Source organism: Paenibacillus sp. P32E (assembly GCF_001909085.1).
Lineage (GTDB): Bacteria > Bacillota > Bacilli > Paenibacillales > Paenibacillaceae > Paenibacillus_AQ > Paenibacillus_AQ helianthi.
The window spans coordinates 111,936-129,851 of record NZ_LVYY01000010.1 but is presented as its reverse complement, the minus strand read 5'-3'; the positions used below and the strand labels follow the sequence as shown (position 1 = coordinate 129,851).

10 protein-coding genes and 1 other annotated feature are annotated in these 17,916 nt (G+C 50.5%); of the genes, 8 read left to right on the top strand and 2 right to left on the bottom strand.

What is annotated here, in order from left to right; all coding sequences use genetic code 11:
- Positions 1-20 precede the first annotated feature (20 nt).
- The 3 genes from A3848_RS11185 (at position 21) to A3848_RS11175 (ending at position 8,307) form a co-directional block, all read left to right on the top strand.
- Positions 21-1,631 (top strand): cellulase family glycosylhydrolase, encoded by a 1,611-nt coding sequence (locus A3848_RS11185; RefSeq protein WP_074085043.1) that lies wholly within the window; start codon positions 21-23, stop codon positions 1,629-1,631.
- Positions 1,632-1,904: 273 nt separating this feature from the next.
- Entirely contained in the window at positions 1,905-5,552 is a 3,648-nt protein-coding gene (locus tag A3848_RS11180; protein ID WP_143192383.1) for a discoidin domain-containing protein, read from the top strand.
- 34 nt (positions 5,553-5,586) lie between these two features.
- Positions 5,587-8,307 carry a glycoside hydrolase family 3 N-terminal domain-containing protein gene (locus tag A3848_RS11175; protein WP_074085041.1) on the top strand — a complete coding sequence of 907 codons (2,721 nt, stop codon included), beginning with the start codon at positions 5,587-5,589 and terminating at the stop codon, positions 8,305-8,307.
- 38 nt (positions 8,308-8,345) lie between these two features.
- Here A3848_RS11175 and A3848_RS11170 read toward each other — a convergent pair whose 3' ends face one another.
- Positions 8,346-9,536 (bottom strand): oxalate decarboxylase family bicupin, encoded by a 1,191-nt coding sequence (locus A3848_RS11170; protein WP_074085040.1) that lies wholly within the window; start codon positions 9,534-9,536, stop codon positions 8,346-8,348.
- 167 nt (positions 9,537-9,703) lie between these two features.
- Here A3848_RS11170 and A3848_RS11165 point away from each other — a divergent pair, with 167 nt between their 5' ends.
- The 5 genes from A3848_RS11165 (at position 9,704) to A3848_RS11145 (ending at position 16,173) form a co-directional block, all read left to right on the top strand.
- Entirely contained in the window at positions 9,704-10,552 is an 849-nt protein-coding gene (locus A3848_RS11165) for a copper amine oxidase N-terminal domain-containing protein (RefSeq protein WP_074085039.1), read from the top strand.
- A 44-nt stretch (positions 10,553-10,596) separates the two neighbouring features.
- Complete coding sequence (locus A3848_RS11160; protein WP_074085038.1) at positions 10,597-12,153, top strand: tetratricopeptide repeat protein; 1,557 nt, start codon at positions 10,597-10,599, stop codon at positions 12,151-12,153.
- A gap of 51 nt (positions 12,154-12,204) precedes the next feature.
- Positions 12,205-12,470: a binding site (T-box leader), on the top strand.
- An 84-nt stretch (positions 12,471-12,554) separates the two neighbouring features.
- Positions 12,555-14,240 carry a glutamine--tRNA ligase/YqeY domain fusion protein gene (locus tag A3848_RS11155; protein WP_074085037.1) on the top strand — a complete coding sequence of 562 codons (1,686 nt, stop codon included), beginning with the start codon at positions 12,555-12,557 and terminating at the stop codon, positions 14,238-14,240.
- 109 nt (positions 14,241-14,349) lie between these two features.
- Positions 14,350-14,544 (top strand): DUF2933 domain-containing protein, encoded by a 195-nt coding sequence (locus A3848_RS11150; RefSeq protein ID WP_074085036.1) that lies wholly within the window; start codon positions 14,350-14,352, stop codon positions 14,542-14,544.
- A gap of 366 nt (positions 14,545-14,910) precedes the next feature.
- A complete protein-coding gene (locus A3848_RS11145; RefSeq protein WP_178381977.1) occupies positions 14,911-16,173 on the top strand; it encodes an Nramp family divalent metal transporter in 1,263 nt (420 codons plus the stop codon).
- A gap of 421 nt (positions 16,174-16,594) precedes the next feature.
- On the opposite strand, the gene A3848_RS11140 is transcribed toward A3848_RS11145, so the two are convergent.
- Positions 16,595-17,902, bottom strand: coding sequence for an ABC transporter substrate-binding protein (locus tag A3848_RS11140; protein WP_074085035.1), 1,308 nt, complete (start codon positions 17,900-17,902; stop codon positions 16,595-16,597).
- Positions 17,903-17,916 lie beyond the last annotated feature (14 nt).

Sequence of the window (17,916 nt, the reverse complement as noted above, 5' to 3'; positions counted from 1 at the left end):
AGAAGGAGCAGCGGATAAGAATGAACAAAGTCAGTGGATTTATTAAGGCAAAAGGCCCGAAAATTGTGAATGGTCATGGTGAGGAGCTGTTGCTGCGCGGTGTTGGCTTTGGCAACTGGCTGCTGCCAGAGGGATACATGTGGCGATTCCCCGGTCAGGGAGACCGCCCCCGCCGGATCGAACAAATGATACGTGACTTGATCGGTGAAGAAAAGGCCAGGGATTTCTGGAAAGCATACTACGACAGGTATATCACGGAAGCGGATATTCAGCGGATTGCTGCGGAAGGCTTTAACTCCGTCCGAATTCCGATGAATTCGCGTTTTTTGTATGACGGAGATACAGAGCGTTATGATGAGGACCATCTTGTTTTGCTGGATCGTGTCATCGGCTGGTGTGAAGCCCATCGCGTGTATGCGATACTGGATCTTCACGGTGCGCCGGGCGGGCAGACAGGCACAAATATTGACGATTCCCCGAACGACAAACCGGAGCTATTCATCGATGCAGACAACCGGCGGCGTACGATCGAGATTTGGCGCATGCTCGCCGGACGCTATAAGGACAAATGGATTGTCGCGGGGTACGATTTGCTGAATGAGCCGCTGCCCGAATGGTTCTCGGCCTATAATAGCCTACTTACGCCGTTATATAACGATATCATTCGCGCCATTCGCGAAGTCGATGATAAGCATATGATTATTTTGGAGGGGGTCCACTGGGCGACAGACTGGTCCATCTTTGAGGAGAAGCCGGATGACAACCTGATGCTGCAGTTCCATAAGTATTGGAATAGTCCGGACACAGAGAGCATTCAGAAGTTTCTGGACAAACGCACGGAGTGGGATGTGCCGATCTATATGGGCGAAGGGGGAGAGAACAACATCGAGTGGTATACCGGCGCTTTTCGCTTATATGAGGACCATGACATTTCCTGGAACTTCTGGACATGGAAGAAGCTCGATACGACCAACTCTCCTTGTTCGGTTAGGATGCCGGAAGGATGGGAGAAGCTTATCGGCTATCTCGAAGGCGGAGCGAAACCGGAAACGGCTGATGCTGAACAAATATTAGGGGAATACCTCGCGAATCTGTCCTTGGATCGTTGCGTCTACCTTCCGGAGATCGTTCATTCCCTGCTTTTCCGGCCTCCGGTTCGCATCCCGGCTATTTTCTATGGATATAAAGGACAAGGTATCAGCTATCATGTCGAGGCATTCGTTGAACGGGAATTAGGCTTCCGGGATTCGGATGGAACCGATATCCGGTTTACTTCGGGGAACCGCAAGCTTACTAACTTCCAGCATATGCGGGGTGAGGATTGGGCTAAGGATGAATGGATGCATGTGTATGTAAGACCTCATGAATGGCTGGCTTATGAGGTGAATCATACATCCCATCATGGTGAAGGACATCTGGTTTCATTGCGTGTTTGCGGAATGGGTGATGAACAGTCAAAGGTCGAAATTTGCATCAATGATGGCATATCTGTCATTCTCCCTGTCACTGGAGACTCATGGCATACGATTAGAACGGCTGATCCCCATCCACTTCTTCAAGGGAATAACCGGATTGTCATCAAGGCGCTGGAGCAGCCGCTCGCTATGGAGTGGATTAGGATTGGAAAATAAGAAGGTGTGACCAAACAACCCTCCAATTTAATGTTGGAGGGTTGTTTGATATCTTTAAGCGCTGGATGAATAACATTGTCAATATTGTACATCTGCGGATGCTAATATGATCAAAAGATTTACATTCCTTTATTTTCTATAATAGAAAAAAAAGGAGAAGAAGGTGATTTATGTACACCGAAAAAATGTAAACGCTTTTTTGGGGACGGGGGATTACCGGCGTTATCAAGTCAGGTTATTTTAAGAAAAAGATGACTACTAGGAGGGAAAATGATGAAGAAGAAACGGGGCTTTTCACTCTTCTTGGCTTTGGTTCTCGCACTGGAGTTCCTTATTGCTTTGCCAAGAGCTGAGAGGGCTGAAGCTGCGCTCACCTCAAGCGGTTTCTTGAAAACGGACGGCGAATTTATTAAAAACAATTCCGGTTCCGGGGACGTTGTGACGCTAAGGGGGACAAACTTCGGAGGGTGGTTGAACTTTGAGGATTGGATGTCGCCTGCCGGGGAATTTGCTTTCGATCGGACAGGTTGGATCGCTTCAGCTTCAATCAACAGCTCTAACGCCGGAAATGCGATTGACGGCGACCAAGCAACGAGCTGGAAAACAGCAACCGCTCAGACTAACGGTCAATGGTTCCAGGTGAATATGGGGTATACGGGTTATTTCAATCGCATTTATGTCAATGCAGCAGGCTTCACGGGAGAATATCCGGTAAGTTATCAGGTGCTCGTATCGAATGATGGTACGAACTGGAGAGACGTCGCAACGGGTTCAGGCACGGTACAGAACACGGTTATTCGTTTCATGCCACAGGTGGCACAGTACATTCGGGTGGTTCAGACCGGATCGAGCTCTTCCAATAGGTGGTCTGTGGCAGAGTTTAATGTATTCTCAGATCCAACTATGAACAATACGAGCCTTAAGGCAACGGCATCTTCAACGGGAGCGGGTACGACAGCAGCTAATGCGCTTGACGGAGATGTGAATACCCGCTGGACGAGCGGGGCTGCGCAGACCAACGGACAATGGTTTCAAATGGATCTGGGATCAGGTCAGGATATAAGCAAGGTAATTATTGATGCCGGGCCATCATCTGCAGGCGATTATCCGCGCAGCTATGAGGTTCTTGGCTCAACAGACGGAATCAACTGGACCAAATATGCAAGCGCTTATGGAAATTCGCGGATTACGGTTGCGGAATTTTGGTGGTCTTCCTATATGCGATATGTCAGAATTGCACAAACCGGCAGCAGCTCTAGCTGGTGGTCGATTGCTGACGTCTCGCTTTTCTCCAACAACGCATTGGAGAGAACGGGATGGTCGGTTTCCGCATCCTCCAGCGGTTCTGGCATGACACCTGGCAATGTTAAGGATGGAAATGCAAGTACACGGTGGACGACCGGCGCGGCCCAGTCGAATGGTCAATGGTTCCAGGCCGATATGGGGGCAAGCATCCCATTTAATCAAATCATTCTGGATACCGAAAAGAATTCAACCTCTGAGCAGGATTACCCGGCCGGTTATACCGTCCAAGTATCTAAGGACGGGACCAACTGGACAACAGCAGCAAGCGGCCAAGGACGCCGCAAAGCTACACCGATTAACTTTCCAGCCGTAACCGCGCGTTACATTAAAATTACACAGACGGGCACCTCCGCGAACTGGTGGTCCATCGGAGAGATGAACGTCTATCTGAATAACGACGATCTGTCGATGAACTCCACTTATAAACAACGCTTTGGCGCTGCTGCAGCAGAAGACATTGTCACAACGCATCAAGATACATGGATTCAGACCGGTGACCTTGACAATGTCGAGAACATGGGCCTCAACATGATCCGTCTTCCGATCGGCTGGAACGAGCTCCTCCATGAAGACGGCACCTGGAAAGCCAATGCTTGGACGAAGATCGACTGGCTGGTAAGCGAAGCAGCCTCCAGAAATATTTACGTCTTGCTGGATCTTCACACGCTGCCAGGTGGAAACTGTCCTTTTGCCAGCTGTGGACGTTCTGGACCGAATCCTAATGAATTCTGGACCAATACGACGTACCAGGATTGGGTAGTCGATATCTGGGAAAAGATCGCAAACAGATACAAAAATAATCCCGCCATTGCAGGCTATGATCTTATGAATGAGCCCTTAATTGATTATGGTGAAGATACGGACGATGTGAATCAGAAAGTGGATTTCTACGATCGCATGTATGACACCGTCCGGGCCATCGATCCTGATCATACGATTTACATTGCGGCCTTCTTTGACTGGGGTAATATTGTACCGCCAAGCGTCAAAGGCTGGACGAACGTTGTATATGAAGTGCATCCGTACGATATGCCAAATGGGAAAGATTGGAACGCGCAAAACACATTGGCCGAAGATAAAATACAATCGATGGCGGTCAAGCAAAAGGATTGGGATGTCCCTGTATTGCTCGGCGAATATTCGCTCTATCATTACGATGATGTATGGTCTAAATGGATGGGCGGGCTGAACGCCATTCATGCGAACTGGACTAACTGGACGTACAAGGTTAAAGGCGATATGAATGAAGGCGTTGGTGGCTACTGGGGATTGTATAACAGCAACTCTGCACCGGTACCAGTCATCAATAATGATTCCGCGTCCACGATTACATCAAAGCTGCAGCAATTTGCAACAAGCAACTTCCAACCGAATACCAGCTTTATCAACACGGTGAAAAAGTTCGCCAAGGGTGATCCATGGCTGGCAACCGTACCGCTTGACCAAACAGGCTGGACGGCAAGCGCTTCTTCCACGGAGCCCGGCAGCTCTCCTTCCAATGCGCTTGATTGGAGTGCAAGCACCCGTTGGAGCGCCGGGGCGCCGCAGGCGAACGGTCAATGGTTCCAGGTGGATATGGGATCGAAGAAGGTGTTTGACCAGATTTCGTTCGAAACGAAGTCTACAGAAAAGTGGGATTATCCGAGAGGTTATGATATCCAGGTATCCAATGACGGGACGAACTGGACGACGGTGAAGAGCGGCAAGGGCTTTGGCTGGAAGCAGGCGATAACCTTCACGCCGCAGTATGCACAGTATGTGCGTGTTATCCAAACCGGCACCAGTCCCGATTGGTGGTCGATCGCCGAGTTCCATATTTATAACGAGCAGATGCTCAGTAAATCGGGCTGGACTGCCACAGCATCGTCGTCGGACCCTTCTGGCAACGTTGCTTCCAGAGGTATTGACGGCAGCGGTTCCACCTGGTGGGCCAGCGGTGCCGGGCAAACGAACGGCCAGTATTACCAAGTGGATTTCGGGCGGGCCGAAACGTTTAATCGTGTATTAATCGATGCAGGAACTCATACGACTGATTATCCAAGAGGGTATCAAATTCAGGTGTCCGCTGATGCTTCGACATGGACGACTATAGCAAGCGGAACCGGCAGCAGCCCTTCGGTTCTTGTGGATTTCGCTCCGCAGACCGCACGTTATTTGAAAGTCGTTCAGACGGGCAACGCGTCCAATTGGTGGACAATCGCAGAACTGAACGTTTACGGCGAACTGGAGAGGAACCGTACGGGTTGGATAGCTTCAGCATCTTCAACAGAATCGGGCAGTTCAGCGGCAAATGCCTTGGACGGAAACACCGCGAACCGTTGGAGCAGCGGTGCAGCACAAGCAGATGGACAGTCGTTCACAGTAGATATGAGATCTAATCAATGGATTAACCATATTGTCATGGATTCCAGCACCAGCACAAATGATTATGCGAGGGAGTTTGTTGTAGAAATGTCGTACGACAATACGAACTGGAAAACGGTAGCGAATGGCGAAGGAACTGGTCCTATCGTAGCGGTCAACTTCCCGATAACCGAAGGCCGCTATATTAAGATCACCTTGAAGCATAGCTCCGCGAGCTGGTGGTCGATTTCTGAATTCAGAGTGTATGAATAATCGTAAGGGCTTCTCCATGAACAGGAGGGATCGTATGAAACATGTTAAGCCATTTTTCATTTTACGAAAATATGCTTCCATTGCGCTTATCAGTTGCATGATATTTTCATTGTCAACGGCGTTTCCAATTACTGTTTCTGCAGACGTACTGCCTTATCAAGATCCCGCTCAATCCATTGATACTAGAGTAGCGGATCTCATTTCACGGATGACGCTGGACGAAAAGATTGGCCAAATGCTTCAAGTTGAACGTCTAACTGCAACTACGACGCAAGTTAAAGATCATTTCATCGGTTCCGTTTTGAGTGGAGGCGGCTCGAATCCAACCCCGAACACTCCAACTGCCTGGGCGGATACGGTGGATGCTTTTCAGACTGCTGCGATGCAAACCCGGCTTCAAATTCCAATCATCTATGGGGTTGACGCGGTTCATGGCCATAATAACGTCTATGGGGCGACTATTTTCCCTCACAATGCGGGTCTAGGGGCGACCCGGGATACGGATCTGGTGAAGCGCGTTGCCGCAGCAACCGCTAAAGAAGTCAGAACGACGGGGGTGCAATGGGATTTCTCTCCATGCTTGTGTGCGCCGCAAGATATCCGATGGGGCAGAACCTATGAAGGCTTCTCTGAAAATGTCTCGCTTGTCTCTCAAATGGGCGTTGCCTACACAGAAGGCTTGCAGGGTCTTCCTTCCGGCAGCGGCTTCATGAAAGGAACTAAAGCGGTAGGGAGCATCAAACACTGGATGGGTGATGGCAATACCGTAAACGGTGACGACCAAGGCAATGTTATCCTATCCGAACCGGAATTAGAGCCGTACATTCAGCCGTATCGTGAAGCGGTTGCAGCTGGTGCAAGAACGGTTATGATCTCACTCACCACATGGAATAATGAAAAAGCGCATACGCATCACCATATGATTACAGATATGCTGAAACAAAACCTTAACTTTACGGGGATGGTCGTTTCAGATTGGAATGGTACGTATGCACTGTTCAATCAAGGCGTCTATTCCAGTTACTCCAGTGCCCTAAAGGATACGGTAAATGCGGGTATCGACATGTTTATGGAGCCGGATAACTGGCAGCAGTTTATTCCGGCGCTCAAAGATCTTGTCAATACCGGACAGGTATCCCAGTCCAGAATTAATGATGCAGTCAGCCGTATTCTGCGTGTGAAATTCGAAGCGGGAATCTTTGAAGCGCCGTATACCGACAGAAGCTTGATTAGCGGCGGCACATTCGGCGGGACCGAACACCGTGCGATTGCCCGGGAAGCCGTACGGAAATCGGCGACGCTGCTTAAGAACGAAAACCACATTCTGCCTTTGTCCAAAGGGGCGAAAGTATTCGTAGCCGGTACCAAAGCGAACGACATCGGTTATCAATCTGGAGGGTGGACGATTTCGTGGCAGGGTTCTCCGGGCAATATTACGCCAGGCACGACGATCCTGCAAGGCGTTAAAAACGCTGTTGCGAATTCCTCCAATGTCACCTATTCATCTACCGGTACTGGCGCGGCTGGGCACGATGCGGCCATTGTTGTAATCGGAGAATATCCTTACGCTGAAATGGTCGGGGATGTTGGAACCGGACAGCCGATAGCGGATTTGGAACTGAGCACGGATGATATCACCTTGCTGAACAATGTGAAAAGTTCCGGTGTTCCGATGGTTGTCATCATGCTCTCGGGGCGACCGATGATAATCACCAATCAACTCCCGGATTGGGCTGCTTTCGTAGCTGCCTGGCTGCCGGGAACGGAAGGCAGCGGGCTTTCGGATGTGTTGTTTGGAGATTATGAATTCACAGGAAAGCTTCCGCTTACCTGGCCAAGAAGTATGGCGCAAATTCCGGCCAACTCGAATGATGCCAATTATTCGCCTCTCTTTCCATACGGATTTGGCCTGAACACGTCCGCGACCAACACGAAAGAGACGCCAGGCGTGATCGAAGCGGAAAATTACAACAGCATGTATGGCGTTCAAACGGAAGCGACGACGGATATTAACGGCGGATTAAATACAGGTTATATGGATGAGAACGACTGGATGGATTACAGGGTGAACGTCCCTGTATCAGGAACATACAAAGTCAGTTTGCGAGTAGCAAGTCTATCTGGTGCGACGAACGGAATCCAACTGAAGAACGGATCGACGACGCTTGCCACATTCAATGTGCCAAATACGGGCGGATGGCAGACATGGACAACCGTTTCGAACAATGTCCCGCTGAATGCCGGCGTTCAGACTCTCAGAGTTCATGCCGCTGCGGGCAACTGGAATTTGAACTGGCTAGAAGTGAAGCCGACCTCCTCTACAACCGCCGGTAATCTCTTGACCAATCCAGGGTTGGAATCAGGGACGATGACAGGCTGGGAGCAATGGAACGGAGGTACTCCAGCCCAATCAGCGGATACGGATAACCCCTATACAGGTACCTATAAGCTGACACATTGGGCGTCCACTGCTTATCAGCAATTAACCAAACAAACGGTAGCTGTAGCGAATGGCACTTATAAGTTCAGCGCCTGGGTACGTTCAAGCGGAGGGCAAAAGTCACTGCATCTGTTCTCCAAAACAGGCGGCAAGGAAGTGACGGCTGAAATTACTTCTAACGCTTCGGATTACTGGCACAAGTATACAATAGACAATATAAAAGTTACGACAGGGCAAATTGAAGTGGGTGTATGGTCCGACGCCAATACAAATAACTGGGCAGCATTCGACAACTTCGAGTTAACCAAACTATAAGATTTAACTCTTGGTCCATGCGATTATGCATGGGCCTTTCATTTCCCCGGGCTGCCGTACCCTGGATAGGTAACGACAGGCCATTTCACCTTACGCAGCGCGTCCATCAGCTCAGGCCCCACGTTCAGGTTGCTGCTGACGAGTTCCTCAGGTGTGAGCGCCATCCATTGATTCAGCGAGACGTCGGCGAAGCGGTCGCTCTTGAACATTTCCAGGAACCATAAGGTTTCTGTTCCGGTATTCTGGATATAATGTCCAAAGGCGAAGGGGACATAACCGACATCCCCGGCCCTGTAGTTGAACGTACGTGCTGCCCCGTTGCCGCCAAAGACAGTCATGCGGCCCTCTCCGGTCAAATAATACTGCCATTCATCGTTGTTCGGATGCCAGTGCAGCTCTCGCATCGCCCCCGGCTCGATCTCAACCAGCGCTGCAGCTATCGTCCTGGAGATGGGGAAGTTTGAGCTGTCCACAATCCGCACGCTTCCGCCCGGAGTTTTCAGTGGGGGCTGGGCCAGCAGCTGATGCTTGAAGCTTAGCGGAATTTCGCCGAACGGGGACTGGACCTTTTGGCTCTGTATGGAGCCAGGAACCTGGTCCTGGTAGATATAGACCTGATCCTTCGGGAGATAGTCAAAGGCCGAAGGCGGCACCCCGAAGTTAGCGGACAGCACCTCTTTTGGGGTATGGGCGAACCAGTCGGAGATAGACAGGGTATTGAGATCGGAGAAGCTGCCATCATCAAAAACAAGTAAAAATTCGCAGCCCTCCGTCAGCCCCTGAATGGAGTGGGGAATTCCCGGAGGGAAGTACCACAGATCACCCGGTCCGATGTCAGCAATGAAGTTCCGGCCATTCTGATCCACCGCGGTAATCCTTGCACTCCCGAGCAGCATGTAGGACCATTCGGCCTGCTGATGCCAGTGCAGCTCCCGTACACCGCCCGGGGTCAGACTCATGTTGACCGCCGCAAGAGTGGTGGCAATGGGCAACTCTCTGGCCGTGACCTCTCTGGACCAGCCGCCCTGATTCAGCTGCATGTGGGCATCGGAAAAAGAAAATTTCAGATTGGGAATGAGTCCGTTATCTGTAACTGGAGGGACGAACATATCCGGGTTCTCCCGGTCCCGCATCACATCGCGGGGGCCGAGATCAACATTGCCTGCGCCGTCACTGCGTATCGGCTGGGGGATCTTTGGGTAACTCGCTGAATGTTTAGCGGATTCCATAGGCCTGGCTCCTTTCCTGATCGCAATCGCTCAATAGAGAATATATGCCGTAAGGATGTTTGAAGATGCCCGCATTTCTAAAACAGTAATTGACAGAGGCCGCTTGAAGATGGATTCTTAATAGTGGACTTATACTTTGGAAACTTACCCGTGAAGGAGAGTATGTGATGAATCAACCCGGATTTCTGCTCCAGCGATTAAGAAGAACCCCATACTCAATCCTGGCAGTATGTGCAATCATGTTATTGTCCCTGATGTCTTCAGCCGCAAAGGCGGAACCGGTGATGGGAAATCAGATCAAGCCAATACTGATTCACAATAGCTATGTGCTGTTCCCTGGCAAGCTTGCTCCCTATACGAAATCGGGGAAATTAATGGTCCCCATTCGTCCGTTCTCCATGGCGCTCGGAGCACAAATGACGTACAATGTCCCCGCGAAGAGCATCTCGGTTTCGCTCCTCGGGCAAACTGTGAATCATATCAGAGCCGGGCAGATTTCAGCTGAAACCGGGGAGGGAAAGGCAATTTCCCTTGAAGTAGCACCAGAGCTGCGTGAAGGTGTGCTATTTGTTCCCATAAGCCCTGTGCTGGGAGCTCTGAAGTCCGTCCGCTGGGAGAACATGGGCAATAATATCAACCGGTATACGCTGTCGATACAAGGCAGAATGGGCGTGACATTGCCGCAGACGGGACCTTGGCTGAGCATTACACCATTTACTGGCGTTTCCGGAGAGAACTACAATCCTTTTTATCCGGTGGTATTAACCCAGGATTTATCCGGCAAGGGGTACCGGCTAAACCTTAGTGTGATCAATACATCCGGGTTCGACATTCCGAAGGCAAGCTCGGAACTGGTGCTGGTGGCTGTGGATAGCCAAGGTCAAGCCATTGTACGCAGAGTCCCTGGCCCGTCCGTTCAGACACCCAAGGCTGCGGCATTATCCGTTACAGCCGACATTCCATCCGCCGCCCAGTATGTCATTTACAATTCAAGAACAGTGAGTAAAGGGCAATAACAGTAATATTTATCAGAAGATTACAGAGAGCAGGGTATACACATATGACAGACAGCGGACAAGAACGCTACCGCTTCAGCGAAGCGCCGATATGGGAGTTGCAGCGCAAATATTATGAAGAACTGGGTATGCAAGCCTGGAAGAACGACCAGGTTCCCCAGTATATAACGAGCAATCCGATGATTGGAACGGGCTATGCAGAGATGATCTTTGGCTTTCTGCAGGACCGGGCGGCGATGGGGCAGACGGCAGAGCCGGTGATTATTCTGGAGCTGGGTGCGGGGGCAGGACGCCTTGCGTTCCATGTGCTGCAGAAGCTGTGTGAATTAATCGATTATGCAGGGCTGACCCTTCCTCCATTTACCTATGTCATGAGCGATCTTCCCTGGAAAAATATCACCGGCTGGCAGCAGCATCCCGGCCTGATTCCATTTGCTCAGCAGGGTATCCTTGATTTCGCGCGTTTCGATGCCGTTGCGGATACAGAGCTGCATTTGACGCAGAGCGGAAAGGTGATTATACCAGGAACGCTTGAGCAGCCGCTGATGGTCATTGCCAACTACTTTTTTGACAGTATTCCGCAGGAGCTGCTCTATGTGGATGAAGGGAAAATATACGAATGCGAGGTATCCCTGAAGTACCCGGAGCAGTCAGCCACCATGGGCCCTTCAGAGGTGCTCAGGGATCTTATCCCGGAATATTACTACCGCCGTGCAGAGGGCTACGAAGAGAAGTCATACCCGTACCGCGATGTGATCGCCTTCTATCAGGAAAAGATGGAGGATGCGCATGTCCTCTTCCCTGCGGCTGCACTGGGATGTATGGAGCGGCTGAGTGCGCTGTCCGTGGCGGGCTTTCTGCTGCTGACCGCCGATAAAGGCGATCACCGGCCGGAGAACTGGGAGTATGCCGAGCCGCCGAAGCTGATTCATCATGGCAGCATCTCGCTAACCGCCAACTATCATGCGCTGGTGTGTTATTTTGAACAAAAAGGTGCAATATCTTCATTTACCGAGCATCATTACAAGAATCTGAACGTTGGCTGCATCTATATGCTGGTAGAGCCGATGCGCCATGTCCAGGCCCGCTTGGCCTACCGCAGATTTATCGAGCGCTTTGGTCCGGATGATTTCTTCAGCCTGAAGCTATGGATCGATCAGAATTTTGATACCATCGGAATGCAGCAGATCCTGGCCTTCTGGCGGTTGGGCGGCTATGATGCGGAGCTGTTCATTCAGACTGCGGAGCGGATCTCCAGCCTGTTGGAGGATGCCAGTGACGAGGAGATTCTTGATCTGAAGCTGGGGATCGACCGGATGTGGACAGGCTTCTACCCGATGCCGCAGAAATACGATTTGGCCCTGGACAGCGGTCTGCTGCTGTTTGAGATGGGATTGTATGAGGATTCCCGGCGCTTCCTTACGCAATCGTTGAAGGAGACGGAAGACGAGCCTGTGGTTACAGTTCTCTACTGCCTGGCGATCTGCAGCTATGAGCTTGAGGATTTGGAAGCTGCGCTGGAGTATACCCGGCAGGCACTGGTTCTTGCGCCGGAGCATGAGGAAGCACTGGATCTGCTGGCGGCACTTAGCGGGGACTGATGCCTGCTTTACATTACGGCAGTTTTTTGGTAATAATATAAGCAATTATAATGAAACGCAATGAAGAGAAGAGTAGATATATCCATTCTTTCACAGAGAGCTCCGGACGCTGAAAAGGGGCACAGAACGGTGTATTGAACCAAGTCTCTGAGCGGCGTATCGGAACGGGCTGATGAAGCTGGGGATGGTACGACAGGAGCTCCTGTTACAGAGCTAGAGTATAAGCCTGGCCTGCCCGGCAATGCCGTACTCGATGAGATTAATATGGCGACATATTAATAAACCTGGGGTGGTACCGCGAGAATCTCGTCCCCAAGACCATACGTCTTGGAGGTGAGGTTCTTTTTTGCATGGGCAAAGGTTCGTAAAAGCGGTAATCACATACACAGGAGGTTTGGGCCATGGGTAATGACTTGGAAGCCGCGGCAGCGGAGAATTATATGGATAAGCTGATCCGGGAAGATATAGAGGCCGGAATCTACAGCAGAGAGATCTGCACAAGGTTCCCTCCGGAACCAAACGGGTATCTGCATATCGGCAGTGCGTTCGCCATTCACACCAATTACGGGATAGCACAAAAATATGGCGGAACCTTTCATCTGCGCTTCGACGATACGAATCCGCTCAAAGAGGATATGGAATATGTTCAAGCGATCATCCGGGATATCGAATGGCTGGGCTGCAGTCCGGGAGAGCATATCTACTACGGCTCGGACTACTCGGAGCGCATCTACAGCAGCGCGCTGGACTTGATCCGTAAAGGCAAAGCCTATGTCTGCGATTTATCACCGGAAGAGGTGACCACCTATAGAGGTACACTTACGGAACCGGGGAAGGACAGCCCTTACAGGGAACGGTCCGTGGAGGAGAATCTCCGGTTATTCAGCGGGATGAGAGAAGGGGTGTACCCCACCGGCTCCCGGGTGCTGCGGGCCAAAATCAATATGGCTTCACCTAATATCAATCTGCGTGATCCGGTACTGTACAGAATTATTCATGCGGAGCATTACCGTACAGGGGATGCGTGGTGTATTTATCCGATGTATGATTTCGCCCACCCGATTCAGGATGCCATTGAAGGCATCACCCATTCTTTATGCTCGCTTGAATTTAAGGATCACCGGCCGCTCTATGATTGGGTGCTGGAGGAATTGGGAGTTGAAGAAGCGCCCAGGCAAAGGGAGTTCGGCAGGGTCAACCTGACGGGTGTCGTCACCAGCAAGAGGTATCTCAGAGCACTGGTGGCGGGGAACTATGTGGACGGCTGGGATGATCCGCGGCTGCCCACCTTGCGGGGGCTGCGGAGACGGGGCTTCACCCCCGGGAGCATCAAGGGCTTTGTCCATGAGATCGGGATGGTTAGGAACCAGACGATGGTGGATTTCTCCATGCTGGAGCACTGCCTGAGACAGGATCTAAAGGCCAGTGTACCGAGTATTATGGCCGTGCTCGAGCCGCTGAAGGTCGTAATTACCAACTACGAACCGGAGGAGACAGAATGGCTGACCCTTGCCAATAATAGCGAAAATGCGGAGCTGGGCGAGAGGGCGGTGCCGTTCTCCGGTGTAGTCTACATGGAGCGTGAAGATTTCATGGCGGAACCTTCTCCGGGGTTCCGTAGGCTGACTTTGGGCGGCGAAGTGCGGCTGAAGGGGGCCTATATCATTAGATGTAATGAAGTAATTCGAGATGAAGCTACCGGTGAGATCAGCGAGCTCCGCTGTACCTACGATCCACTGACGAAAAGCGGCGGGGCCCTTAGCGGGCGTAAGGTGAAAGGCACAATCCATTGGGTTTCGGCCTGTCACGGCATACAGGCGGAAGTGTACCTGTATGAAAAGCTGCTGGAGGACAACGATGGCCCCAAGGCAGAAGGCGAAACCTGGGAGGCGTACTTGAATCCCGATTCTATAAAGCTTATGAAGAATTGCCTGTTGGAGCCTTATGCGGCTAATGCCAAGTCTGAGGACAAATTCCAATTTATGCGCCAAGGCTACTTTTGCGTAGACAACAAGCTGACCCGTGAAGATCGGCTGGTGTTCAACCGCATCGTTCCACTGAAGGATACGTGGAAGGGCGGGAAATAAGCGGCAACACATGCGGTAATTCACGGAGCAATTCACGCAGCAACACAGTTTCTTCACAACCCCTCTTTATAATAAACTCAGCACCCTGAATTCTGGAGGAGGTAGAGTGATGAACTGGTCCTGGTTAGTTACACTGGTCTGTCCACTAATGATGATCTTCATGATGTTCGGCATGCGTGGAGGACATGGGCACGGCATGCATTCACGGCGGCAGCCGAAGGTTGAGGATCTGCAGCAGGAACTGAATGAGCTGAAGGCGCAAAATGAAAAAATGCGGGCAGATCTTAACAGTATTATTTCTTAACGGCATGAAGAAAAAGGCATACAGTAACAGCGGGCGAGTGTCAGGGTAATCCTGAACCTCGCCCGTTTTCTTTTGCGAGAATCCTTTTTCGCCAAGGCTTCACTTTGTGGGGCTTTTTTTCATATGAATAAGGTAGCCTAGATTAACTTGTTAAACATGAACGGCAGGCAGGTTGGGTTAAGAATAGGGTGTGGAAATGATGTCAGGCATTTGTTTGCGTAAATGCATTTACATTTTTCACAACGCAGATTATAATAAAATTAAATTAAATGTTGCATCAGGGAAACTTTCGTGTGTATAGACAACTTTTCCGGGCAAGAGGAGGGATTGAAAATGATGGAGCAAAACTTAGCAGAAACACCTCCAATGATACACAGACGTAAAAACAGACTCACTGCACAGGCAGTGCTAGACGGGGATGTCAAAGGACTTAAAAGACTCCTTCCTTTCCTGGGCCCGGCTTTTATCGCTTCCGTAGCCTATCTGGACCCCGGGAATTTCGCCACCAATATTACGGCAGGTTCGAAATACGGTTATCTGCTGTTATGGGTAATATTTGCATCCAATCTGATGGCTGTTCTTATTCAGTCTTTATCCGCCAAGCTCGGCATCGCTACTGGTAAAAATCTACCCGAGGTGGCGCGGGAGAAATTCCCGAAGGGTGTATCGATTTTCTTGTGGATTCAGAGTGAGCTGGTGATTATTGCTACGGACCTGGCAGAGTTTATCGGGGCGGCTCTCGGACTGTATTTATTGTTCGGTATTCCGATGCTGCCAGCCGCACTTATTACCGCTGTCGGTTCATTCGCCATACTTGAGCTGCAGCGGCGCGGGTACCGTACACTTGAGGCGGGAATCGCCAGCATGGTGCTTATCGTTGTTCTGGCCTTTGCGTTCCAGGTAATCATGGCAAAGCCGGATGCCGGGTCGGTAGTCGCCGGGATCTTTACTCCTCAATTCCAGGGTGTGGACAGTATTCTGCTGGCTGCGGGTATCCTTGGTGCCACGGTAATGCCGCATGCGATTTATCTGCACTCCTCGCTGACACAGAGCCGCGTGGTCGGAATCGATGACAAGGAGAAGAAACAGATCTTCAAGCTGGAGTTCATCGATATTCTGATTGCCATGCTGATTGCAGGGGCGGTCAATATGGCGATGGTGATTGTGGCTGCCGCGTTATTCTTCAAAAACGGCTTGGTGGTCGAGGATTTGGATATTGCCTTCGAGCAGTTCCGCCATTTAGCCGGACCGGTTACTGCGTTGTCCTTCGGACTGGGCCTGCTGATTGCCGGCCTCTCCAGCTCCTCGGTGGGGACAATGGCGGGCGATGTGGTCATGCAGGGCTTCATTAACAAAAGAATCAATCTCTACCTGCGGCGGGCGATTACGATTATTCCTCCGCTGGCCATCATTGCCTTCGGCATCAATGCTACAAGCGCTTTGGTCATGAGTCAGGTCGTTCTCTCCTTCGGGATCGCTTTTGCCTTGATTCCGCTGGTGATCTTCACGAGCGACCGCAAGATTATGAACGGACTGGTCAATCACCGCATCACCACAATCCTGGGCTGGATCATCTGCGCGCTGGTTGTATCGCTGAATCTGTTCCTGATTGTGGAGATGGTTATCTGAGAGGGTTGGCGGAGCACGGAGCATTCATTTCGGTAATGCTAAGTGGAAAAAGTACCACTAATTGAGTATTCTCAGTAGCAAATATTGAAACAAGTGGAAAAAGTCCATCTAAAATTTCTGATTAGGCTGGATAAAGGCCCTTTTGGAGATATCCCGCTAAAGTAAGTGGATTTTTTCCACCTAAAGCTGAGGAAAAAATAATATTTATAATAATAGGTGGACAAATTCCACTTAAGTTTCATCACTCGCTTTGGTGAGGGTCTTGGGGCTAATTCTGTACAGATTTCCGCCCTTGCAAGTACCCATTTTGAATAGCTGCAAGCAAATAACGGGACCCTCCTGAGTAGGAAGGCCCCGTTATTTAAGTTTGAGCAAGAATTAACCTGTCTTGTAATTGTATTTGTATTTGTAATTGTTATTGTTATTGCTTCACGATATCCTGTACAGCTTTGTCGAGCTTTTCCAGAAGCTGATCATGATTCAGCTGGCCGCCCAGGTATTCCTGCATGGCTGCACCGAAGCCTTGGGTTACACCGTCAGGGAACATATCCCAGTTCCAGCCGAGTGCGGTGGCGGATTGCTTCTGCACAGCAACGGCAACCTGACCGATATCTGCGGCATCGGCTTCCACATTGGTTTCAGCCGGAATGAATTTGAATTCCTTGGTCAGATATTTTTTACCAGTTTCCGAAGTCACAAGCCAGTTAAGGAATGCTTTGGCTTCTTCCGGATGCGCCGACTTGCTGTTCACCACATAGTTGTTAGGCACACCTACGAGGATCGTTCCTTCTTTGTCGCTGATTGGGAGTGGCAGGAGGCCAAGATTCATCGCCGGATTAATTTTGTCGATATCCCCTTGTGTCCAGTTGCCCTGCAGCATCATAGCCGCTTTGCCGGATGCAAATTCAGCAACCTGGGTAGCATAGTCTGTAGTCATTTTGTTATCCTGTGCGTTGTCAAAAATAACGTCTACCAAGTTGAGCCATTGCTCGAAGACCGGGTTGCCTTTGATGGTTGCCTTGCCGGCTTTGACATCCTCAATGAATTTCTTCGGATCTGGCTGGTGAGCCAGGCCTACGTTAACCAAGTGAATCCCCATAGACCACCATTCATTGGTAGCTTCAAAAGGCGTGATGCCTGCAGCTTTCAATTTGGCCACTGCATCTTTCAGCTGGGGAAGTGTTTTGGGTTCTTCGGTAATCCCTGCTTTAGTGAACAGGTCCTTGTTATAGATCAGTCCGTAGCCTTCAACGTTCATCGGCATGCCGTACAGCTTGCCGTCCACGGTTGCAGGCGTTTTGGAGGTTGGAATCAGATTGGCCGCCCAAGGCTCATTCGACAAATCAGTGGCACGGTCCATATAAGGAACCAGGGCTGTGTAACCGCCGTTATTGAAAATCTCAGGTTCGGAGCCGGAAGCAATCTCCGCTTTGAGCAGTGCGCCGTAATCTTCACCGCCGCCATGTGTTTCCACTTCAACCTTTACGCCGGTTTCTTTCTCATATTGTTCAGCGAGTGCGTTCAACTGCTCGGCAATTTCAACCTTGAACTGGAACATTTTGATCGTTACATTTTTGGCCGGAGCTGCGGTCGCCGCTGGTGCCGCTGTCTTTGTTCCTGAATTGACAGCGTTCCCATTGCTTGCGGAATTATTATTGCCGCCATTACCGCAACCTGCGATAATAAGTGTGCAAACGGTTGCGATAACAAATGCGAACTTTCTTTTCATAGTATAACCTCCCT